This is a genomic window from Ruegeria sp. YTSC230, assembly GCF_059609665.1.
Genome location: NZ_JBXWMC010000003.1, coordinates 338,088 through 359,266, shown reverse-complemented (window position 1 = coordinate 359,266; position 21,179 = coordinate 338,088). Strand labels below are relative to the sequence as shown.

The window sequence follows — 21,179 nt, the reverse complement described above, 5'->3', positions numbered from 1 at the left end:
GTGACGATCTGGAACCTAGGCTCGATCAATGCGGACATGGTCTATGCCCTGCCGCATCTGCCCACTGCCGGTGAAACCCTGGCCGCTTCGAACTTGGAGCGGTTTCTGGGTGGCAAAGGGGCCAACATGTCCGTTGCAGCGGCGCGTGCCGGATCGCGTGTGGCGCATATCGGTGGCATTGGGCCGGACGGGCGCTGGGCCCTGGATCGCATGACCGAATATGGCGTCGACACCCGGTTCATTACCGAGGTCGACGTGCCTACAGGTCACGCGATCATTGCGGTGGACGAGCTGGGTGAGAACCAGATCATTCTGTATCCCGGCGCGAACCACGCCATCGAACAGGATCAGCTGGGACAGGCCTTATCGCAGGCTGTTCCCGGTGATCTGCTGGTTATGCAGAACGAGACCAACGCGCAGGTCGAAGCCGCGCGTATGGGCCGTGATCTTGGACTGACCGTCTGCTATGCCGCCGCGCCGTTTCAGGCTGATGCCGTACAGGCGGTGCTGCCTTATCTGGACTTCCTGATCCTGAATGAGGTCGAGGCAGAACAGCTGCACGAAAGTACGGGCCAATCCGTCGCTGAATTGCCCGTTAAGCATGTACTGGTCACGTTGGGGTCTAAAGGCGCGCGCTACCTACCCAAGGATGGTGAGGCACTTGAGATTTCGGCACACAAAGTAAAAGCCGTGGACACGACCGGCGCAGGGGATACCTTTACCGGATACGTTCTGGCCGGAATGGACCGCGGGTTGCCGATGCCGCAGGCGATTGCACAAGCAAATCGTGCCGCGGCCCTGATGGTCACGCGGCACGGCACGGCGGATGTTATTCCCGACCTCAAAGAGGTGCTGGAAGCCCGGTTCGGTTAGGACCCGGCGAATGGTGCGTTGCTACCCCAGAGCTGTTTGACGCGCGCATCCCGACCGCAGGCTTTGCGGTAGGCTTTGTATGCGTTTTTCTGGCGTTTCGGTCCAAAGCGGGTGAGCACCAGCTTGTCGCCCTTGTAGTAATCCTGATGGTAAGCTTCGGCCGGGTAAAAGGTGCCCGCGTTTAAGATGGGCGTGACTACGGTTTGACCCAGCGCTTGCTGCGCATTGGCTTTGGCTTTCTGCGCCAACGCTTTTTCGCCTGTGTTAGAGACAAAAACAGCAGTGCTATAGCTGTTGCCGCGATCACAGAACTGGCCGCCTGCATCGGTTGGATCAACGGAACGGAAGAACATGCTCAGCAGCGTTTCACGGGAAACCCGCGAAGAGTCGAAGGTGATCTGAACAGCCTCGTAATGTCCGGTGCCACCTTTCGTCACTTGGTCATAAGTCGGATTGGCTGTCTTACCGCCGGTAAAGCCGGATACGGCGCCAATCACGCCGGGAACCGATTCAAAATCGGATTCAACGCACCAGAAACACCCTCCGGCTACGGTCAGGGTTTCAGTGCCGGCAGCTGGCGCGGGCAGGGCGCGCAACATCGCGGCCAGTGTGATCAGGACAAACAGAAGCGACGGTTTAACGAAACAGAGGTATGTGGTCCGGGTCATGGCAGATCTCCTTCTGAGATCAGGCTGCCCCTACTTTTCTGCCGTTGCAATCCGCTGACATGGTTTGTCACGCGCTGGTGAGACGAGTTTATCGGCGCTTACCCCAGCAACTGTCCAAGTTTCATCGCCACACCCATATTGCCCGAGATCTTGAGCTTGCCCAATGCTACGCCGGTCATTGGGTTCAGCTTGCCGGTCAGCAGTTTGGTCAGGTTTTCCTGTGAAATTCGTATTGTGCAGTCTGCATCCTGATCTTGCGTCGTCGCCTGATTGTCGATCAGCACGATCACCCCGTCATCACCGCAATCGAACTTGAGAGAGCCGTCAAACGTCTTGTCTTTCAGACCTTTTTGAATCCCGTCGGCGATGTCCTGAAGCATGGTCTACCCTTTCCCTGTTGACCCTTGCGTAAAGAAAAAGGGACGAAACAGGCAAGGGTGACGCTACTGGAACTGTCTGGTTAGCGAAGACAAAGAAAAACCCGGCGCCCTCTTGGACACTGGGTTCATTATCCAACAATGGCGCGACTTACTTGGACAGACGCTTTTCGCGCGCGGCCAGCAATTTCAGACGCAGGGCGTTCAACTGGATAAATCCGGCTGCGTCTTTCTGATCATATGCCCCGGCATCGTCTTCAAAGGTCACGTGTTCCTCTGAATACAGCGAGTGATCCGACCAGCGGCCAACGGTCGATGCCAGACCTTTGTACAGTTTCACGCGGACGGTGCCGGTGACGTGTTCCTGCGACTTGTCGATCGCAGCTTGCAGCATTTCGCGTTCGGGTGAGTACCAGAAGCCGTTATAGATTGCTTCCGCATATTGCGGCATCAACTGGTCTTTCAGGTGCATCGCGCCACGGTCCATAGTGATCGACTCGATACCACGGTGCGCTTCCAGCAGGACGGTGCCGCCCGGTGTTTCATAGATGCCACGCGATTTCATTCCGACAAAGCGACCCTCGACCAGATCGAGACGGCCAATACCGTGTTTGCCGCCATATTCGTTCAGCCTGGTCAGGATGGTCGCGGGGCTCATCGCTTCGCCATTGATGCTGACCGCGTCGCCTTTTTCGAAACCAATCTCGATGAATTCAGGCTCGTTCGGCGCATCCTCGGGGTGAACCGTGCGCTGATAGACATAGTCGGGCGCCATATCGGCGGGGTCTTCCAGAACCTTACCCTCGGACGAGGTGTGCAGCAGGTTGGCATCGACCGAAAAGGGTGCCTCGCCGCGCTTGTCCTTGGCAATCGGGATCTGGTTTGCTTCGGCAAATTCCAGCAGCTTGGTCCGGCTGGTCAGGTCCCATTCGCGCCAGGGCGCGATTACCTTGATATCGGGGTTCAGCGCGTAAGCCGCGAGTTCGAACCGCACCTGATCATTGCCCTTGCCGGTTGCGCCGTGGGCAACCGCGTCGGCACCGGTTGCTTTGGCAATCTCAACCAGACGTTTCGAAATCAGCGGGCGCGCGATCGAAGTGCCCAGCAGATACAGGCCCTCATACTGCGCATTGGCGCGGAACATGGGGAAGACAAAATCGCGGACGAATTCCTCGCGGACATCCTCAATAAAGATATTCTCGGGCTTGATTCCCAGCATCTCGGCCTTTTGGCGCGCTGGCTCAAGTTCCTCACCCTGACCCAGATCGGCAGTGAAGGTTACGACCTCACAACCATACTCGGTCTGCAGCCATTTCAGGATGATCGAAGTATCAAGGCCACCGGAATAGGCCAGAACAACTTTCTTGGGCGCGGACATCTGACTTCCCCTTATTCATAAGACGATTGGCCCCTAACGGGTTTTGTGAGCGGGGGCAAGTTATCTGCGTTGACCCGGCGCCGGAATTGAGGTGAAACGTTCGTCTATAAAACAAGGATTGGTTGAGAGGGCAGTTTTCGGATGTTGGGTTGGAGAATTTTTAAGCACGCGCTTAACATGATTTTTAATGATTTTGGTACTGCGTTGCGAGTGTCGTCCCCGTTAATAGCGGTTTCCCTGTTCGGGGTTGTGCTTTTCATCGTAAAAGGGTCGGAATACGTCACCGGAGGACAGGGTCAGTTCGAGGGTGTCTTGCTGCTTGGGCTTCTGAGTTACATTGCCACCATATGGGTTGCTGTTTCTTGGCATCGCTACTGCCTGCTGGAAGAGTATCCAGAAAAGACAATCCCGGATTTTAATGTTTCACGCATTTTAGGGTATTTCGGGTGGGGTCTTTTGTTAGGGTTGATCCTCTTAGGTATGGTAGCCCTATTGTTCGCCGTTGTTTACGCCGCCGGCGGTTTTATAGCAGGATCGCTGTCATTGTTTGGCGGCGTTCTATTGGGTGTCGGGCTGATTTTTACTATTTGGGTCACTCAGCGTCTGAGCCTGGTTCTTCCCGCAAGCGCTGTGGGAAAGCCGATCAGATTTGATGACTCGTGGCGTGCTACGCGGCCTATTGCGACAGCAATTCTTATCGTTTTCCCGATTTTGGGCGCGTTTGGTTTTGCTATTGGTTTTGTTGCAGGGTTCTTAGGGGTCTTCTCGGCACTATTAGGGTATGCGCTTCAGGCCATCGTAAATTGGATGATCGCAATGGTAAGCCTGAGCGTTCTGACAACCATGTACGGTCTTTGTGTCGAAAAGCGCGAACTCGCCTGACTCGCGTACACATATGTACTCCTTGCCCTTTCGGCGGTGATGCGGCACTGAAACGTTCATGACCGATTTCATGACCCGCGCCCGCGCCGCCGAACAGGTGATGCGTTCTGTTTTTCCGGCAACGCCGTTGCAACGGAATGCCCATCTGTCCGACCGCTATGGCGCCGATATCTGGCTTAAGCGTGAGGATCTCAGCCCGGTGCGGTCTTATAAGATCCGCGGCGCGTTCAATGCCATGCGCAACCAGCAAGGGCAGGATCTGTTCGTCTGCGCCAGTGCGGGCAATCATGCGCAGGGTGTTGCCTATATGTGCAAACATCTGAACGTACGCGGTGTCATTTTCATGCCTGTGACCACGCCGCAGCAGAAAATCCAGAAGACCCGGATTTTCGGCGGCGACAATATCGAGATCCACCTGACCGGAGATTATTTCGACGACACCCTGGCTGCTGCGCAAGACTGGTGCGCCCAGCAAGGTGGGTACTTTCTGTCGCCCTTTGATGATGAGGACGTGATCGAAGGTCAGGCGTCCTTAGCGGTTGAGATTGAGGAACAGCTTGGACAGGTTCCCGATCATGTCATCTTGCCAGTGGGTGGTGGTGGCATGTCGTCTGGCGTGGCCACATGGTTCGGGGATCGGACGCATTGTCTGTTCGTGGAGCCGGCGGGTGGCGCTTGTCTGCGCGCGGCTTTGGCGGCGGGCCATCCGGTGGCTCTGGATCACGTAGATACATTTGTCGACGGTGCGGCAGTAGGTCGGATCGGTGAAAAGCCGTTTGAGCTGTTGAAATCTCGCCATTTGTCCGACGTTTTGGTTCTGTCCGAAGATCGCATCTGTACCACCATGATCGAAATGCTGAACGTCGAGGGCATCGTGCTGGAACCAGCGGGGGCCCTGGCGGTTGAGGCTGTGGGCGACGTGCAAAGCTTTATCCGGGGTAAGACCGTGGTGTGCGTCACCTCGGGCGGCAATTTCGATTTCGAACGCTTGCCCGAGGTTAAGGAACGGGCGCAGAGGTATTCGGGCGTCAAAAAATACTTCATCCTCCGCCTGCCACAACGTCCGGGTGCACTAAAAGAGTTTCTGGGCATCCTGGGCCCCGAAGACGATATTGCCCGCTTTGAATACATGAAAAAGTCGGCGCGCAATTTCGGGTCTGTGCTGATCGGTATCGAAACGCGAAAGCCTGAAAATTTTGTGCGCCTGTTTGCGCATCTTGATGATGCGGGTTTTACCTATACAGACATCACCGAAGACGAAACGCTGGCGCAGTTCGTGATTTGAAGCCACGATCAATTTGTGTGTCTCTCCGGCCTGTTCAATTCTCATTTCGATTTCTGGAATTGCCGGGAAATGTAGCGTCGCGAACAGGAAGAAGCCACGCTGACATTCGCTAAAGACTGCCGAGCCCCGCCTTAAATTCGGCGGTTGAGCGTTCAAAAATGCTGAGGATATTGGCAAAGTCGACCGCCTTGCTGTCCCCTTGTGCCGATTGTCGTTCCCCGTCCTGACACAGCTTGGCCACAGCCTCGAATCCAAGGCTCAGCGCGCTACCTTTTACGAAATGCAGGTTTTGTTCAAACTCTGTGCGGGCGGTGTCGTTCCGAAGCCGGGTAAGGGCTTCGTTCACCTCGTCAAGGAAGATCTGCACCACTTCATCAAACTCATTGGCGCCAACCTCGTCCCTTAGTTGCCGGACCCTGGACCAGTTGATCATACCATCCTCGCTTTATCTGCCCCGGGGATTTGGTACCACGGAACCGGTAAAGAGCAGGTTAAGCGGGATGAATTTCGGCTTTCACCCATTGTTAAGCTGCGGCGCGATAGAGTCTTCCCATTCCGATAAGCGCCGCTGGGCAGAGGGTTAAGGTGACAAGGGTCAGTCAGGCAGACAGTGGATCAGATCTGGATTTTGGTGTGATCCAAAAGGTGCTTGTCGTCGATGACAGCCGCCTGCAGCGCCGTATTCTGGTCGCCTCGCTCAAAAAATGGGGCTTCGACGTGCTTGAGGCCGATAGCGGCGACGTTGCGATTGAAATGTGCGGGGCGGACGCGCCGGATCTTGTCCTCAGCGATTGGGTTATGCCGGGGATGAGCGGGCTGGATTTCTGCAAGGCGTTCCGTGCCTTGGACAACAAGCAATACAGCTATTTTATCCTTCTGACCTCCAAAAGCGAAAAGCAAGAGGTGGCGCGTGGTCTCGATGCCGGTGCGGATGATTTTCTGATCAAACCGCTTGAGGCAGATGAGCTGCGAGCGCGTATATCAGCTGGTGCGCGTATTCTGGATATGCAGCGTGAATTGTCCAAGAAAAATCAGATGATCGAAACCGCGCTTGAAGAACTGCGCGTCGCCCATGACGCGATCGACAAGGACCTGATCCAGGCACGCAAGATACAGGAATCGCTAGTACCCGATCTGACGCGCGATTTCGGCAAGTCCCGGGTCAGCATGCTGCTGAAACCCTGCGGCCATATCGGCGGCGATCTGGTGGGGATGTTCTCTCCGGGTGTGAACAGGCTTGGGTTTTACAGTATCGATGTGTCCGGGCATGGCATCACGTCTGCGATGATGACCGCGCGTTTGGGGGGCTATCTGTCCAGCAATCATTTTGATCAGAACGTAGCGATGGCACGGAGGTTCGACAAGTTTTACGCTCTGCTGCCACCGGAAGAAGTTGCCGAAACCCTGAACTCGCGGCTGATGGCGGATACGGGAATCGAAGAGTATTTCACGATGGTCTATGCCATCGCAGACTTGCGCAATGGGCATGTGAAAATGGTGCAGGCCGGGCACCCTCATCCGCTGTTGTTATGTCAGGACGGCAGAACGGAATTTCTGGGCGAGGGCGGGTTGCCTATTGGATTGCTGCCGGACGTCACGTTTCAGCGGACCGAGTTCTACATGCAACCCGGCGACAGGCTATTGCTGTATTCCGATGGGTTCACAGAATGCAGTCTCGCCGACGGTGGCCTACTGGACGAGGATGGCTTGCGGCAGATGGCGTTGGATTGCGGGCCGGATCGGATCGGAACGGAATTCCTGGACGATATGTTCTGGCGGCTGACGCAAGCGATGGCACCTGGCCGAGGTATGGATGATGATGTTTCGGCTGTTTTCTTTGAATACAATGGACACTAAAGCCGCTGTTCATGCAGCCCGGCAAAGTGGCGATCTCCGTCATTGCCCAGCAATTGGACCGCATCGGCGGTGTCCATCCATATGGCTTCATGGAACGGCTCAGACGGTGGACCCATGCGCTGGATGGGACGCGCGCGATAGATATGGCACAGCTTTTCGGCCCACAAATCGTATTCGGGCATATAAGTGAACCGACGAAAAGCGCCGATGCGGCGGGGCGACGCGATCAACCAGCCGGTTTCCTCGAACACTTCTCGGTGCAGGGCAGTGATGGGTGATTCGCCCGGATCAATTCCGCCGCCGGGCAATTGTAGATCGGGTCCGGGTTCTGTCTGACAGGTCAGCAAAAGGCTGCGGCCTCGGGGCAGCAACGCATAAACACCCACCCGGCGTGTATATGTTCGCCCGGCCTGAGGGGTTTCACCAAACCGTCTGATCATGTATGGCCCCTTAAAACCCGAATAGTTCGACCTATATGCTGGCGGTATGCCAACCTGTGGCGTGTAAGGAAACCCCATGTCTCTTGGAACAAAAATCGCGTGGGACGACACCGTCCTGCCATTTCAACTTGATGTATCGGATATGCGCGGCCGCGTGGCCCGTCTGGATGGTGTGCTTGATGGCATCCTAAGCCAGCATGACTATCCAGAAAAGGTCGAGGCACTGGTGGCCGAGATGGCCCTGCTGACCGCATTGATCGGCCAGACAGTAGCGCTGCGCTGGAAGCTGTCCCTGCAGGTTCAGTCTAAAGGTCCGGTGCGCATGATTGCGACCGACTATTATGCGCCTCAGCAAGAGGGGGAGCCGGCCCGCATTCGCGCCTATGCCAGCTTTGACCGCGACCGTCTGACCGATGGTGCGCCGTTCGATCAAGTGGGTGAGGGGTATTTTGCCATCATGATCGATCAGGGTGAGGGGACCCAGCCGTATCAGGGGATCACCCCCTTGGCCGGTGGGTCGCTGAGTGCCTGTGCCGAGGCGTATTTCGCCCAGTCGGAACAGTTACCGACCCGGTTTTCGCTGAGCTTTGGCAAATCGACCGAACCCGGCGTTGGCGAACATTGGCGCGCCGGTGGTGTCATGCTGCAGCACATGCCTAAGGCTTCGCCCTTCGTGGCATCCAGCGAGGGCGACGGAAACATCCTGACAGCGGATGACCTTGTCGATGGTGAAGAAGGTGAAAACTGGGGCCGCGTCAACATCCTGCTGGATACGGTCGACGATTTGGAACTGATCGGTCCGTCGATTGCACCCACGGATCTGTTGGTCCGGCTGTTTCATGAGGAACAGCCGCGGGTATACGATGCGCAGTCAGTGCAATTCGGCTGTACCTGTTCAGAAGACCGTGTTCGTCAGAGCCTGTCGATCTATTCGGCCAAGGACATCGAAAAGATGACCACGCCCGAAGGCGACGTGACGGCTGATTGTCAGTTCTGCGGTGCACATTACGTGCTGGATCCTACTACGGTCGGATTTGATGCTGACAACGCCTGATCCAACTGATCAGCTGCGGGCGGCCTTGCGTCGCCCCGGCAACGGGTCCAGTGATTTTGACCTGAATCCCGATTTTGCCCTACCTGAGGGTCGCAAACTGCGCCCTGCCGGTGTTTTGGTTCCGATTTCAGTAGCAGATGGTGCCCCGCGCTTGATTTTGACCAAGCGATCCTCGGCGCTTAAGCATCACCCGGGGCAGATAGCGTTCCCAGGTGGTAAGCAGGATAACGGCGATGCGGACGTGACTGCCACTGCATTGCGTGAGGCGCGCGAAGAGATCGGACTGCCGCAGGAAATGCCGGAAATTCTTGGCCACCTACCGACGCATGAAACAGTGACCTCATTCACCATCACACCTGTGGTGGCGATCCTGCGGAAACCTTTCCAACCCGTGCCTGAGCCGGGCGAAGTGGCCGAGGTGTTTTCAGTTCCACTTGCACATGTGCTCAACCCTGCGAATTATATCGTTGAATCGCGCCGCTGGCGCGGACAAAGGCGGTATTACTTCACGGTACCATTCGGCCCTTATTACATCTGGGGCGCAACAGCCCGAATTCTGCGGGGATTGGCATCACGGATCAACGAATGACGCAAATTTCAGAAGACTGGGTGACGGAACCTGCAACGCAACGGGTTTGTGCTGTCCTGACCGATGCCGGATACCAAGCCTTGTTTGTGGGTGGATGTGTACGTAACGCGCTGTTAGGCGCTCCGGTATCGGATATCGACATCGCCACAAATGCGCAGCCCGACACAGTGGTAGAGCTGGCGCAGAAAGCAGGACTTAAGGCCATACCCACAGGGATTGATCACGGCACAATCACCGTGGTTAGTCAGGGTATCCCGCATGAGATCACTACCTTTCGCCGTGATGTTGAAACGGATGGCCGTCGCGCCGTCGTCGCCTTTTCGGGCAAGGTCGAAGAGGATGCCGCACGTCGCGATTTCACGATGAACGCGATATATGCACGGCCCGACGGGACAATCTTGGACCCTCTGAACGGTTTGCCAGACCTGCAAGCGCGCCGCGTCCGATTTATCGGCACTGCCGCGAACCGCATTCGCGAGGATTATCTGCGTTCGCTGCGCTATTTCCGGTTTCACGCCTGGTATGGCGATGTCGAGGCAGGGTTCGATCCCGACGCTCTGGCCGCCATTGCGTCCAACCTGGACGGTCTGGCCGGCTTGTCCCACGAACGCGTGGGTGCTGAGCTTTTGAAGCTTCTGGGCGCACCAGACCCCGCGCCGTCCGTCGCCGCAATGCGCAGCGCCGGAGTACTGGTGCAGCTATTGCCGGGTGCTGATGATCGTGCATTGGCCCCGTTGATTGCATTGGAACAACAGGCAGGCGCTGATCCGGAACCGGTGCGGCGACTAGCTGCGATTGCGCCGCCGGAAGTCGCAAAAACCCTGCGCCTGAGCCGCGCGCAATTGCAGCGCCTGACCCGAATGCGGGATGAGGCGTCCAGCCCGGCCAGCTTTGCCGAATTGGGATTTCGGTACGGTGAAACAGACGGGCTTCATGAAGCACTATTGCGGTGTGCCTTTCTGGAACAACCCTGGTTAGACTCGATAAAGCACGATCTCCACGTTGGTGCGGGCGCGACCTTCCCGATTAAGGCAACCGATCTGATCCCCGAGTTCACCGGTCCTGCGCTGGGCAAGAAACTGGCCGATCTTGAGGCGAAGTGGATCGCCTCGGGGTTCACACTGGGCCGCGAAGATCTGCTTGGCGGATAAAGGAAGTCTCAAAAGGGGATGACAAGTAAAAGAGTTTATGATTATTTGCCCCTGTCAAATGAATGGAGGGATGCGAATGTATTACGGGATCTGGGACAGCTAAGGCTGGAACACGTTGACCCGTAGGGGTGGTGTTCTGGCGCCATCTTTCTTCGCATGACTTACTTTTTGCTCAACCGGAGCACTCTCCATGTTTCGCTATTTCGAAAACCTCGTTGACCCTTTTGTTGCCTACAAGGAAACCGACACGCCGCCGACGCGGTTGTGGCCATTCATGCTGGATTACTCGCAACCGTTCATGCGGGTGTTCTTCTGGGCTGGTTTAATCTCTGTCGTTGTTGCGGCAGTTGAAGTTGGCCTGATTTACTACATGGGCCGGGTGGTTGACCTGCTGTCGGGCCCTCCGGCCGAGGTCTGGCAGAACCACGGCACCGAGTTTATCCTGGTCGCGGCGTTTGTGCTGCTGCTGCGCCCGATGCTGCATGTCGTGGATGTGCTGTTGTTAAACAACACGATCCTACCGAACTTTGGCACCCTGATCCGCTGGCGTGCCCACAAACACGTTCTGCGCCAATCCGTCGGTTGGTTCGAGAATGATTTTGCCGGTCGCATTGCCAATCGGATCATGCAAACGCCGCCTGCCGCAGGCGAGGCCGTGTTTCAGGTGTTTGACGCCATCTCATTTTCGATAGCCTATCTGATTGGCGCTGCGATCCTGTTGATGGCAGCTGATCCGCGGTTATTGCTGCCGCTGCTGATCTGGTTTGCGCTTTACGCCATTCTGGTGCGCTGGACGGTGAAAAGGGTCGGTCCGGCTTCGCAGGCTGCGTCCGATGCGCGCTCGGCTGTGACGGGTCGGGTGGTGGACAGCTATACCAACATCCATTCGGTCAAGATGTTCGCCCATAACGAACAAGAGTTGGACTATGCCCGCGAAGCCATTGAAGAAACGCGTCGTACCTTTCAGGTCGAAATGCGGATTTTCACCATAATGGATGCGGTACTGGTCGCTCTGAACGGTTTGCTGATTGTTGGCGTGGTTGGTTGGGCCATTTCCCTTTGGATGCAAGGGAGTGCATCTGTGGGTGTCGTTGCGGCGGCGACTGCTTTGACCCTGCGACTGAATGCGATGACCGGATGGATCATGTGGGCGCTGACCAGCTTCTTTCGCCAGCTTGGTGTCGTGGCCGAGGGCATGCAGACCATTGCCCAGCCCGTTGACCTGTTGGACGTGCCGGATGCCAAGCCCTTGCAGCTGAGCAAGGGCCAGATCGACATCCGTGATTTGTCACACCATTACGGTCGCAAGACCGGCGGGCTGGATCACATCAATCTGACCCTCAATCCGGGCGAAAAGATTGGTTTGATCGGGCGGTCTGGTGCTGGAAAATCGACCCTAGTTAAGTTGCTTTTGCGGTTTTACGACGTTGAACAGGGCGCGATCCTGATTGACGATCAGGACATTTCCAGGGTCACGCAGGACAGTTTGCGCAGCCATATCGGTATGGTTCAGCAGGACAGCGCCCTGTTGCATCGGTCGGTGCGTGACAACATCCTCTATGGTCGCCCCGATGCCACTGAAGAACAGATGATCGCCGCCGCCAAACAGGCTGAGGCGCATGAGTTCATCCTTGATCTGCAAGACCCAGAAGGGCGCACGGGGTATGATGCGCATGTGGGCGAGCGGGGTGTGAAACTGTCCGGCGGTCAGCGGCAGCGCGTGACGCTGGCGCGGGTGATCCTGAAGGACGCACCCATTTTGCTGTTGGACGAGGCGACATCCGCTCTAGATTCCGAGGTCGAAGCGTCAATTCAGGAAACTCTCTACGGTATGATGCAAGGAAAAACCGTGATCGCCATCGCCCACCGGCTGAGCACCATCGCGCAGATGGACCGTATTCTGGTCATGGATAGTGGTCGGATCGTTGAACAGGGCGGGCATTCGGAACTGCTGGCGCAAGGTGGGCTTTACGCCCAGTTCTGGGCACGGCAATCTGGGGGCTTCCTGAACCCGGAGGCCGCTGAATGAGGATTGCCGACCTCATAAATCCGTTCAAGAACATCGAAACGCCCCCGCCGCAAACTCTGGGGGCGTTCATTCGCTGGTGCCTGTCTGGCGCATGGCCAATGATCTTCGTCGCAGCGTTTTTCTCGGCTACTGCGGGTGCGATGGAGGCGGGCACTGCGTGGATGCTGGGCCTAGTCATTGACGCAGCAACCACAAGCGGACCCGAGAACTTTCTGACCGCCAACAACGTCTGGATGATCCTTGGGGTCGTTGCGTTTTTCATGCTACTGCGGCCAGCCCTGTTCGGGCTTTCGTCGTTGACCAACAACTATATCGTCATGCCCAATATCACGCCGTTGGTTCTGGCCAAGCTGAACCGGTGGACGTTGGGCCAGTCGGTCACATATTTCGACGACGATTTTGCCGGGCGGATCGCGCAGAAGCAGATGCAAACATCCAACGCGATGGCGTCAGTGGTATCCGAGACGATCAGTGCGATCGTGTTTGCCTTGGCCTCGCTGGCGGGCTCATTACTTTTGTTAGGGTCTATTCATCCGCTGGTTATGCTGCCATTTGCGGCTTGGCTGGTCGTGTATTTCTTGCTTGTCCGTTGGTATCTGCCGCGCATCCGTAAAAGCTCAGCGGCGCGGGCAGGCGCTCGCGCGATGGTGTCCGGGCAAGTCGTCGACACGATCACCAATATCAAAACCGTTAAACTGTTTGCCCACTCTGACTTCGAAGATCAGGCCGCGCGGAATTCCATGGTTGATCTGCGAGAAAAGATGTTGGCGTTCGGAAGCCTGTCGGCCAGTTTCCGCTTTATCTTGATGCTGTTGGCCGGGGTTCTGCCGGTTTTGCTGATAGGTGCAACGCTGTGGCTGTGGCAAGCGGGGTCTGCGACAGCCGGTGACATTGTGGCCGCAGGTGCCATTTCCATCCGCATTGCCCAGATGACTGGCTGGGTCAGCTTCACCCTCATGGGTCTTTACGCCAATGTTGGCGAGATCGAGAACGGCATGAATACGCTGGCCAAGCGTGAACGGGTTGAGGATCAAACGGGCGCGGCGGAGTTGTCCGTGCCCGAAGGCCAGATCACCTTTGACCATGTCAGCTTTGCCTACGGTCGGGATGTTGGCGGTGTATCAGGCCTGAACATGACCGTGCACCCCGGCGAGAAACTGGGCATTGTCGGCGCTTCGGGGGCGGGGAAATCAACCTTGGTTTCGCTGCTGTTGCGCCTGTACGACGGTGAAAAGGGCACGATCTTGATAGATGGTCAGGACGTATCCGGAGTAACGCAGGACAGCTTGCGCCGTCAGATCGGCATGGTCACGCAGGAAACCGCGATGTTCAATCGGTCGGCGCGGGAGAATATTCTTTACGGCCGCCCTGACGCCTCGGAAGGGGAAATGATCGAGGCGGCCAAAAAGGCCGAGGCGCATGAATTCATCCTCAGCCTTCAGGATGCCCACGGCCGCACCGGCTATGACGCACATCTGGGCGAGCGCGGAGTGAAGCTTAGTGGTGGTCAGCGTCAGCGGATTGCTCTGGCGCGCGCCATATTGAAGGATGCGCCTATTTTGGTGCTGGATGAGGCAACCTCGGCACTGGATTCCGAGGTTGAGGCATCGATCCAGACGGCATTGCATCGGGTGATGCAAGGCAAGACGGTTCTGGCTATTGCGCACCGTCTGTCCACACTCAGCGAGATGGACCGGATTATTGTCCTGGACCAGGGACGTATCGTTGAAACCGGCACCCATGACGCCTTGTTGGATCAGGGCGGGCTATATGCACGGTTCTGGCATCGCCAGTCGGGTGGGTTCATTCAGGCCGAAGCTGCGGAATAAGGGTTTTGTTGCGGGCCAAGCCCCGGTATCAGGCCCTCATGACGCAAACCTACACCATTACCCGCCTTGGTCATCAAGGCGACGGCATCGCTGATGGCCCCGTTTACGCTCCGCGCACCTTGCCGGGTGAGGTCGTCAGCGGCACGCTGCTGGATCAATTCCTGACAGATATCCGTGTCGAGACGCCCTCGGACCAGCGGGTCAAGGCACCGTGTCGTCACTACAAATCCTGTGGTGGATGCCAGTTGCAGCACGCGGCAGATGGTTTTGTTGCGGATTGGAAGGTCGAGGTGGTGCGTACCGCGCTGGCCGCGCAAGGGTTGGAGGCGTCGATGCGCCCGATCCATACGTCGCCAGAACGGTCCCGCCGTCGCGCAACGATCGCGGTACGACGGACCAAAAAGGGCACTCTGGCCGGGTTCCATGGCCGTGCGTCAGACACGATCACTGAGATCCCGGATTGCCATTTGCTCGACCCGGCCCTGATCGCGGCCATTCCGGTGGCCGAAGCACTGGCGATTCTGGGTGGCAGCCGTAAAGGCGTGTTGGCGGTGACGCTAACCTTGTCCGAAGCCGGGCTTGATGTGGCGGTCAAAGGCGGCAAACCGCTGGACGGCCCGCTTGAGTCAACTTTGGCACAAGCGACCGAGAAACACGGTCTTGCCCGGCTAAGCTGGGATAGTGAAGTGATTGCCATGCGCCAGCCACCCGTTCAGCGTTTTGGTCAGGCAAATGTTGTTCCGCCGCCCGGCGCGTTTCTACAGGCGACAAAGGACGGAGAACAGGCTCTGTTAAAGGCGGTTTCCGAAGCTGTGAGTGGTTCCAAGCGCGTTGTGGACCTGTTTGCTGGCAGCGGCACATTCTCTTTGCCGCTAGCCGAGGGGGCTGAGGTTCACGCCGTCGAGGGCGAAGCAGCGATGACGCAAGCGCTGGATCAGGGGTGGCGCAGGGCGCAGGGCCTCAAACGGATAACGACCGAGGCACGGGACCTGTTTCGGCGACCGCTGATGCCGGATGAGCTAAAGTCTTTTGATGCTGTGGTGATCGACCCGCCACGCGCCGGGGCCGAGGCGCAAGTGGCCGAACTGGCGCAAGCCCTGCGCCCGGTGATTGCCTATGTGTCCTGCAACCCTGTGACCTTTGCCCGTGATGCGAAAATTCTTGTTAATGCGGGCTACACCCTTGAATGGGTACAGGTCGTTGACCAATTTCGATGGTCGTCACACACCGAACTTGCGGCACGGTTCACCCTGAACCCTTAAGACTTACAGGAGACCACCCGAATGGGGATCACCCAACGCCTGCTGACCCTTATCGAAGCACCAGCTTTCGGGAAGTTCATTACCGGTGTCATCATCTTCAACGCCGTGCTGCTGGGGATGGAGACATCACCCACCCTTATGGAAATTGCAGGTCCATTGATCGTAACACTGGACAGCCTTTGCCTGACCATTTTCGTTGTTGAAATTGCGATTAAACTGCTGGCTACAGGGCGCAGGTTTTTCACCAACGGCTGGAATGTCTTTGATTTCGTGATTGTCGGCATCGCTCTTGTACCGGGTGGGTCCGGCCTGTCGGTGCTGCGGGCATTGCGGATTTTGCGGGTTCTGCGTGTCATCTCGGTCGCGCCACGCCTGCGCCGCGTGGTCGAAGGGTTTATTTCGGCCTTGCCTGGCATGGCCAGCGTGTTCCTTCTTATGGCGATCCTGTTTTACATCGGTGCGGTGATTTCAACCAAACTGTTCTCGCAGACCTTCCCGGACTGGTTCGGCGATCTGGGCCTGTCTGCCTACACACTGTTCCAGATCATGACGCTGGAAAGCTGGTCCATGGGGATCGTGCGCCCGGTGATGGAGATCTATCCTTACGCCTGGCTGTTCTTTGTGCCATTCATCATGGTGACCACTTTTGCGGTGGTAAACCTGCTGGTTGGTCTGATCGTGAATTCGATGCAAGACGCGCACCATGCCGAGGACGAAGTCAAAACCGATGCCTATCGTGACGAAGTGCTGGAGCGGCTTGAAAGCATCGAACGTCGCCTGACAGAGCAGCAAAACATCAAAAAGTGATTTCAGTTTTCACATTTTCTGGCATAATACAGAAAAAAAGAGCAGCAGGCAGTGAACATGGATCGTCGAGCATTTGGATTGGGTGCAATGGCAACGCTGAGCCTCTCGGCTTGTGCCTCAGCCAACCCCAGAATTCTAACTTACAACGGACCCGAAGTGACCTCTCTGGTCATCAACAAGGGCTCGCGGAAACTATATCTTCTGCACAATGATAAGATCCTGAAAGAATACAGGGTTGATCTTGGATTTGCGCCCAACGGCACCAAAGCAAAGCGCGGTGACGGGCGTACGCCGGAAGGCAGCTACCTGATTGATCGGCACAATCCCAACAGCCGCTATCATCTGTCGCTGGGGATCTCGTACCCGAATTCTGAAGATGTTGCGAAAGCGAAGGCTATGGGTGTCGATCCGGGCGGCGATATCTTTATCCACGGACAACCGAACCGTCGCAAAGAGCGTAAGCGCGCCAAAAAGACGTCGGATTGGACTGCGGGTTGCATCGCTGTCAAGAATGACGAGATCGAAGAGATCTATTCAATGGTAAACCGGGGAACGCTGATTACTCTGCGCCCCTAATCGGTTTCCAAGACCCAAATCCGAACTGCATATAGTCACGCTGGTACGCTTGGGCGGCCAGCGTTTCCAGTTTGTCGTCATAAATCTCAGCCAAAGTGAACGGGGTATCCGGTTCACTGAGTTCGGGTAGGGGCGGTGTGCTATGCCCCATCCCGCGCGCCAGATCGGGCAGCGCTGTCGTGACCTCATCCTCCCTCAGGATCAGGTCGGGCAATGCGAAGGGCGCCATCCCCTCAAGGGCCTGCGACTGACTGCACCATGCCGCATCCACGCGTATGGCTGTCTGTTGGGCAAGGTTCTGGCGCAGGAATGTCAGGAAAGCGGAAAACGCCTCGTAATGCTGCTCAACCGGGTAATTGCCATCACGCAATTGTCCGGGGATCGGAATCTTCAGCCGGTTGCGCAGGACGTGTCGGATTTTCGGATAGGCGCCGGAACCTGTGTTGAGGATATGTCTGCAAAAGGCCCGATGCGCGCGCGCCAATGGGTGTTGCAGCACGGCGAACTTTCGATGCCCGGGATTGGATAAAAACCACTGACGCGTCTGCTTTCTATTCTGATTGGTCAGCAATTGTTCAACATCAACATGGTCCAGCGCGGCCATCCACCTTGTTACCGGGCTTTCCATTCCTCCGCGGATCGGCATGTACATCAGCGGCGTTTTTGGTGCGGCAACGTAATTCGCCACCAATGGACGTCGGCGTGGTTCAAAATTCGGAGTGCTGTGCAGATTAAAGCTGTCGATCTGTGACAACGCCTGCTCCATCTCATCGGGGTTCGTCACTTTCGCCAGCGCCGGCTCGGGGTTTTGCGGTTTGAGTGTTTCGTCGATCGCCGACAGCCTGCCTGACACACCCAACCAGGCGGCAAGACCATTCAGAAGGTGCACCTGGTTCAGGTCTTCATAGGCAATGTAAAATGGGGTCTGGCCGCTTTGCTGCAAACGCTGCGACAGCATCAGGTGGTATTCATGCTGCCGGTTCAGGTATTTCATGAACGCTTCGGCATCGAACTCAACCTGTGCTTCGCGACGACGCTTAATGTTTTTCAGCTGCCACTGCTTGGTTTCGCGCGCAATCTTCAACGAGATGAAACTGTCCAGAGGATTTCGAGTCAGAATGATCTTGGCGCAACGTGGATCGGTCAAAGCAGGCTCTAACACACGAGGATCATGTCCCTGAAAAAGGCGAAACCCGTTCAGTTCACCTGGTGCCTGCCGGATTGCCTCAAGCAATGTGGAAGGGTCACGATCCCGCTCTTCCACCGAGATGCCCAGCAGAGTATCGGATTTCAGGCGCCCGATGAAATGGGGATTGAACGCCTCGCCGTGGCTGGTGACTCCTTCGATGGCGTTCAGGTTCGCCTCTAGCAAGTTGGAACCGGTCCGCATGGCTGCAAGAATGATAAAATAGTCGAATTGGGGCGTCATTTATCTTTACTGCACCAGATAGGGTTTTCGATATGGCCGGACCCGGTCCGTAAAGCTGTCGTCCGGTGGGAAATCGCCCATCAGATAAGGGTGCATGCCCTGGTTCTTCAGGTTTTGCAGGAACTGGCCAAACCCGGACAGATCCACCATTTTTGGCGCTTCGGTCAGGTGGCTGGTTTGGGTGGTTCCGGTATCCTCGACCGCGGTCTGTAAAGGCTCGACCGGAGATTCAACGAATTCTGCCAACGTCCACCTGCGAACCCGCGCCTTGGTCCAGACAGAAGACAGGATTTCCAATTGCTTGGTTTCGATCTGCTGCAGCCGCGCGGCCTCGGCGCGGATATCGGCAAAGTTCAGGTTTGATCTAAACAGCGGGATTGCCCAGGCCCCGGTTATGACGGAAATCAGCGCATTCTTGTCCCGAGCCAAGAGCCAGTTGATCTCTTGCGTGTCAGCGGGGCCGAACTGAAAACACTGTTTTTCGCCACGCGTGTTCCATATCAGGTTCGAAAGGAAAGCTGTTGGGTTGTAATCCCGCAGCTTTGCGCAATCGCTGAGGCCGCCGTTGACGATGGTTTCTCCGCCGGCGAATTCAGCGCGCTTCGGGTCAAACAGATGCCCGTGGACACGCGCGCCAGTGATGTTGCTCAACCAGGGTTCAAAATCTTCGAACACTTCGGAAAAGCCCTGAAAAACCGAATACGGAGAGGACGTCAGCCCGTTTTCGTTGCCGTGCCGTGGAAACCGGCTTTGCATGTACAACCCGTCACGCCCACGTGTGCGCCGTTCGACCGCTTTGGAAAACACCCGGTCAATTTTGCTTGGGTTGGGCTCTGTGGGTTTCATGGCGCCTGCCTGATCGGTCAGAAAAGCCTGATACAGTCGATCCGCGTTGGGCCAGGCTTTGCGGGCAACAAAACAATCGGACCTGCGCAGTAGCTGCAGGTGATCGTCATAGAAAATATGCGGACGACCCTGATAGTCGAACTTGGACAGTGTCAGAGACCGGCTTTCGATATGGGTGGAATACAGGCGCGCCAGCGTCTGGAAGTAACTTTCGTCAGGTATCCAGACGCGCCGAAAAAACCGATCATAGGTCTCGCGCTTTGGATCCTGCAATATAGCCGACAGGGTTTGGCGGGTCAGACACCACCACTGGCTACCCATATGCGGTACAAGCCCTTCGGGTATGTGGCGTCGAATGCGCAACGCGCGTTGCAGTTTCACATAGGCGTCAAACAGTTTGCGGTTCTTTCGCCACGAGAACGGAAATCTCAGGGTAAAGCGTTCCTGATCCAAGCCTCCGATGGTCCAACTTACATCAGAGGTAGTGGCGCTTTCGATGAAATCCACGCGCGGCCTGTCCGAGAGGTAATTGACCAGTTCATCCACTGGCCGCAAAGGAAGACAGGATCCTGAAGTCAGGAAAATATGGCGGACATCGGGAAATGTTTCAAGCATCAGTGCGGCGGCAGACTGCGAGGCGGCAACGATGCCCCACCCCCCCCAGTTGCAGACATGACGGTCAGAAAACCGGATCAGCGGGTCATTCGCACAGGCGGCAACGAATTCCGCATAGACATTGTTTGGCACTTTGCGGTCCACATGGATCACCACCGGGCACCCCGAAGACGTCCAGTGGCGGGCCACTTGCCCGGCACGGTTCAGCGCGGTGTGAACCAGCATAATGATGCCCAGATTGCTCATGCCCAGTTTCCTTTTGACATGAGGCCTAAAATCTCAAGTTGTCGCCAATTGATATAAGCTTCGGACTTGTCGCACCAGAACTCGGGCATGTCCGCCAAATGTTCGGCATAGGCGCGATATTCCCCAGAGCTGCGGTAATGCTGGCCGCGCTCCATCTCTTCCTGGGCCTTCTCGCCCAATGTGCTGATGAGTTTGGCGTGCAACAACGCACCGCTTGTTTTTTCGCCACCCCATTCATCAAACACCTGGTTCAATCCGCGTGGCAGCAGCGCATGGGTCGAGCTGACATAGACATAGCGCTTGTCCCATTTCACCAACGGAATCTTGTTCAGCGCAGGCGCTTTTTTCGGCGTGTCCTTAAAGAACACACGCGCGCGGGGTCCGCCTTGAATCCAGAGATTTCCGTAGGTCGGGTTCTTTGTGATCGTATAATTTCCTGCATCAAACCATTTGGCGATTTCGAACGGGTTTTGCCCCTCGGAATAGATGGCGTCTTCGACCGGCCCTTCGGGATACATGTCGATCAGCATTGCACTGAAGCTGCGCACGGCGCAGCCATCCAGCCAGTCAGTCAGGGCGCGGATCGGCCGGGTATCGCAGAATGGATAGATGAAGAATTCGTCCGGGTCGACGGTCAGAACCCAGTGGCGGTGCGCATATTTGCGCAACAGATAGTTTGTCCAGTCCACCCCAAACGACGCGCGCCTATAGCTAGCATCAGCGCGCCAGACCGACACATCGGGTTGACCCGCCAGATATTCCAGTGATCCGTCATTGCTGGCGTTGTCAACGAACAGAAAATGGTTGATGCCCAGCTGCCGGTAGTAGGTCAGAAAATATGGCAGACGAATTTTCTCATTCCGTATGACGCTGACCAGCAGGACGTCTTTCCGTGTTATCGAATTTACATTTACGGAAACGGGATTAAGATCGCGCCGCTTTCGAAGGCAACGCAATATACGGCGCTTGCGCCGCAATCTCATTCG

Annotated in this window: 20 protein-coding genes; 12 read left to right on the top strand and 8 right to left on the bottom strand. The window is 56.5% G+C overall.

Annotation, left to right across the window (positions count from 1 at the left end):
- On the top strand, positions 1-873 hold the full coding sequence (locus AC2FD9_RS08850; protein ID WP_496836425.1) for a ribokinase: 873 nt from the start codon (positions 1-3) through the stop codon (positions 871-873).
- Here the strand turns inward: AC2FD9_RS08850 and msrA are convergent.
- From msrA to AC2FD9_RS08835, 3 genes are all read right to left on the bottom strand, one after another.
- Positions 870-1,541, bottom strand: coding sequence for a peptide-methionine (S)-S-oxide reductase MsrA (gene msrA, locus AC2FD9_RS08845; RefSeq protein WP_496836423.1), 672 nt, complete (start codon positions 1,539-1,541; stop codon positions 870-872). The two genes, AC2FD9_RS08850 and msrA, sit on opposite strands and share 4 nt — an antisense overlap.
- Before the next feature lie 98 nt (positions 1,542-1,639).
- Positions 1,640-1,921 (bottom strand): SCP2 sterol-binding domain-containing protein, encoded by a 282-nt coding sequence (locus AC2FD9_RS08840; RefSeq protein WP_282170595.1) that lies wholly within the window; start codon positions 1,919-1,921, stop codon positions 1,640-1,642.
- 148 nt (positions 1,922-2,069) lie between these two features.
- A complete protein-coding gene (locus AC2FD9_RS08835; protein ID WP_496836421.1) occupies positions 2,070-3,296 on the bottom strand; it encodes an argininosuccinate synthase in 1,227 nt (408 codons plus the stop codon).
- Between the two features lie 177 nt (positions 3,297-3,473).
- Between AC2FD9_RS08835 and AC2FD9_RS08830 the strand changes: the two genes are divergently transcribed.
- Together AC2FD9_RS08830 and ilvA are read left to right on the top strand one after the other, a co-directional pair.
- On the top strand, positions 3,474-4,178 hold the full coding sequence (locus AC2FD9_RS08830; RefSeq protein ID WP_496836419.1) for a hypothetical protein: 705 nt from the start codon (positions 3,474-3,476) through the stop codon (positions 4,176-4,178).
- 58 nt (positions 4,179-4,236) lie between these two features.
- Positions 4,237-5,463, top strand: a complete 1,227-nt coding sequence (ilvA, locus tag AC2FD9_RS08825; RefSeq protein ID WP_496836418.1) for a threonine ammonia-lyase IlvA — start codon at positions 4,237-4,239, stop codon at positions 5,461-5,463.
- A 109-nt stretch (positions 5,464-5,572) separates the two neighbouring features.
- Here the strand turns inward: ilvA and AC2FD9_RS08820 are convergent, their stop codons facing one another.
- Positions 5,573-5,896: an Hpt domain-containing protein gene (locus AC2FD9_RS08820; protein WP_058275121.1), complete on the bottom strand. Its 324-nt coding sequence runs from the start codon at positions 5,894-5,896 to the stop codon at positions 5,573-5,575.
- Positions 5,897-6,048: 152 nt separating this feature from the next.
- Between AC2FD9_RS08820 and AC2FD9_RS08815 the strand changes: the two genes are divergently transcribed.
- Positions 6,049-7,320 carry a PP2C family protein-serine/threonine phosphatase gene (locus tag AC2FD9_RS08815; RefSeq protein ID WP_496836415.1) on the top strand — a complete coding sequence of 424 codons (1,272 nt, stop codon included), beginning with the start codon at positions 6,049-6,051 and terminating at the stop codon, positions 7,318-7,320.
- On the opposite strand, the gene AC2FD9_RS08810 is transcribed toward AC2FD9_RS08815, so the two are convergent.
- Entirely contained in the window at positions 7,317-7,760 is a 444-nt protein-coding gene (locus tag AC2FD9_RS08810; RefSeq protein ID WP_058275119.1) for an NUDIX hydrolase, read from the bottom strand. The two genes, AC2FD9_RS08815 and AC2FD9_RS08810, sit on opposite strands and share 4 nt — an antisense overlap.
- Positions 7,761-7,836: 76 nt before the next feature.
- Here AC2FD9_RS08810 and hslO point away from each other — a divergent pair, with 76 nt between their 5' ends.
- From hslO to AC2FD9_RS08770, 8 genes are all read left to right on the top strand, one after another.
- Positions 7,837-8,814, top strand: a complete 978-nt coding sequence (gene hslO / locus AC2FD9_RS08805; RefSeq protein WP_496755498.1) for an Hsp33 family molecular chaperone HslO — start codon at positions 7,837-7,839, stop codon at positions 8,812-8,814.
- Positions 8,798-9,403 carry a CoA pyrophosphatase gene (locus AC2FD9_RS08800; RefSeq protein WP_496836414.1) on the top strand — a complete coding sequence of 202 codons (606 nt, stop codon included), beginning with the start codon at positions 8,798-8,800 and terminating at the stop codon, positions 9,401-9,403. Before hslO ends, AC2FD9_RS08800 begins: the two co-directional genes overlap by 17 nt.
- Positions 9,400-10,554, top strand: a complete 1,155-nt coding sequence (locus AC2FD9_RS08795) for a CCA tRNA nucleotidyltransferase (RefSeq protein ID WP_496836413.1) — start codon at positions 9,400-9,402, stop codon at positions 10,552-10,554. Before AC2FD9_RS08800 ends, AC2FD9_RS08795 begins: the two co-directional genes overlap by 4 nt.
- Before the next feature lie 190 nt (positions 10,555-10,744).
- Positions 10,745-12,583 carry an ABC transporter ATP-binding protein gene (locus AC2FD9_RS08790; RefSeq protein WP_496836412.1) on the top strand — a complete coding sequence of 613 codons (1,839 nt, stop codon included), beginning with the start codon at positions 10,745-10,747 and terminating at the stop codon, positions 12,581-12,583.
- A complete protein-coding gene (locus AC2FD9_RS08785) occupies positions 12,580-14,412 on the top strand; it encodes an ABC transporter ATP-binding protein (protein WP_496836410.1) in 1,833 nt (610 codons plus the stop codon). Before AC2FD9_RS08790 ends, AC2FD9_RS08785 begins: the two co-directional genes overlap by 4 nt.
- A 38-nt stretch (positions 14,413-14,450) precedes the next feature.
- Entirely contained in the window at positions 14,451-15,674 is a 1,224-nt protein-coding gene (locus AC2FD9_RS08780; RefSeq protein WP_496836408.1) for a class I SAM-dependent RNA methyltransferase, read from the top strand.
- Between the two features lie 21 nt (positions 15,675-15,695).
- A complete protein-coding gene (locus AC2FD9_RS08775) occupies positions 15,696-16,481 on the top strand; it encodes an ion transporter (protein ID WP_472722519.1) in 786 nt (261 codons plus the stop codon).
- Positions 16,482-16,538: 57 nt separating this feature from the next.
- Positions 16,539-17,057, top strand: a complete 519-nt coding sequence (locus AC2FD9_RS08770; protein WP_058275258.1) for a L,D-transpeptidase family protein — start codon at positions 16,539-16,541, stop codon at positions 17,055-17,057.
- Here AC2FD9_RS08770 and AC2FD9_RS08765 read toward each other — a convergent pair.
- The 3 genes from AC2FD9_RS08765 to AC2FD9_RS08755 are packed head-to-tail and all read right to left on the bottom strand — an operon-like array spanning position 17,041 to position 21,176.
- A complete protein-coding gene (locus AC2FD9_RS08765) occupies positions 17,041-18,486 on the bottom strand; it encodes a nodulation protein NodH (protein ID WP_496836406.1) in 1,446 nt (481 codons plus the stop codon). The two genes, AC2FD9_RS08770 and AC2FD9_RS08765, sit on opposite strands and share 17 nt — an antisense overlap.
- Before the next feature lie 6 nt (positions 18,487-18,492).
- A complete protein-coding gene (locus AC2FD9_RS08760) occupies positions 18,493-20,193 on the bottom strand; it encodes a DUF5927 domain-containing protein (protein WP_496836405.1) in 1,701 nt (566 codons plus the stop codon).
- Positions 20,190-21,176, bottom strand: coding sequence for a glycosyltransferase family 2 protein (locus AC2FD9_RS08755; protein ID WP_496836403.1), 987 nt, complete (start codon positions 21,174-21,176; stop codon positions 20,190-20,192). Before AC2FD9_RS08755 ends, AC2FD9_RS08760 begins: the two co-directional genes overlap by 4 nt.
- Positions 21,177-21,179: the final 3 nt, after the last annotated feature.

Bases quoted from the DNA above. Each gene is read 5' to 3' on its own strand.
- msrA (WP_496836423.1), bottom strand. From the start codon at position 1,541: ATGACCCGGACCACATACCTCTGTTTCGTTAAACCGTCGCTTCTGTTT.
- AC2FD9_RS08840 (WP_282170595.1), bottom strand. From the start codon at position 1,921: ATGCTTCAGGACATCGCCGACGGGATTCAAAAAGGTCTGAAAGACAAG.
- AC2FD9_RS08835 (WP_496836421.1), bottom strand. From the start codon at position 3,296: ATGTCCGCGCCCAAGAAAGTTGTTCTGGCCTATTCCGGTGGCCTTGAT.
- AC2FD9_RS08830 (WP_496836419.1), top strand. From the start codon at position 3,474: ATGATTTTTAATGATTTTGGTACTGCGTTGCGAGTGTCGTCCCCGTTA.
- ilvA (WP_496836418.1), top strand. From the start codon at position 4,237: ATGACCGATTTCATGACCCGCGCCCGCGCCGCCGAACAGGTGATGCGT.
- AC2FD9_RS08820 (WP_058275121.1), bottom strand. From the start codon at position 5,896: ATGATCAACTGGTCCAGGGTCCGGCAACTAAGGGACGAGGTTGGCGCC.
- AC2FD9_RS08810 (WP_058275119.1), bottom strand. From the start codon at position 7,760: ATGATCAGACGGTTTGGTGAAACCCCTCAGGCCGGGCGAACATATACA.
- hslO (WP_496755498.1), top strand. From the start codon at position 7,837: ATGTCTCTTGGAACAAAAATCGCGTGGGACGACACCGTCCTGCCATTT.
- AC2FD9_RS08800 (WP_496836414.1), top strand. From the start codon at position 8,798: ATGCTGACAACGCCTGATCCAACTGATCAGCTGCGGGCGGCCTTGCGT.
- AC2FD9_RS08795 (WP_496836413.1), top strand. From the start codon at position 9,400: ATGACGCAAATTTCAGAAGACTGGGTGACGGAACCTGCAACGCAACGG.
- AC2FD9_RS08790 (WP_496836412.1), top strand. From the start codon at position 10,745: ATGTTTCGCTATTTCGAAAACCTCGTTGACCCTTTTGTTGCCTACAAG.
- AC2FD9_RS08785 (WP_496836410.1), top strand. From the start codon at position 12,580: ATGAGGATTGCCGACCTCATAAATCCGTTCAAGAACATCGAAACGCCC.
- AC2FD9_RS08780 (WP_496836408.1), top strand. From the start codon at position 14,451: ATGACGCAAACCTACACCATTACCCGCCTTGGTCATCAAGGCGACGGC.
- AC2FD9_RS08775 (WP_472722519.1), top strand. From the start codon at position 15,696: ATGGGGATCACCCAACGCCTGCTGACCCTTATCGAAGCACCAGCTTTC.
- AC2FD9_RS08770 (WP_058275258.1), top strand. From the start codon at position 16,539: ATGGATCGTCGAGCATTTGGATTGGGTGCAATGGCAACGCTGAGCCTC.
- AC2FD9_RS08765 (WP_496836406.1), bottom strand. From the start codon at position 18,486: ATGACGCCCCAATTCGACTATTTTATCATTCTTGCAGCCATGCGGACC.
- AC2FD9_RS08760 (WP_496836405.1), bottom strand. From the start codon at position 20,193: ATGAGCAATCTGGGCATCATTATGCTGGTTCACACCGCGCTGAACCGT.
- AC2FD9_RS08755 (WP_496836403.1), bottom strand. From the start codon at position 21,176: ATGAGATTGCGGCGCAAGCGCCGTATATTGCGTTGCCTTCGAAAGCGG.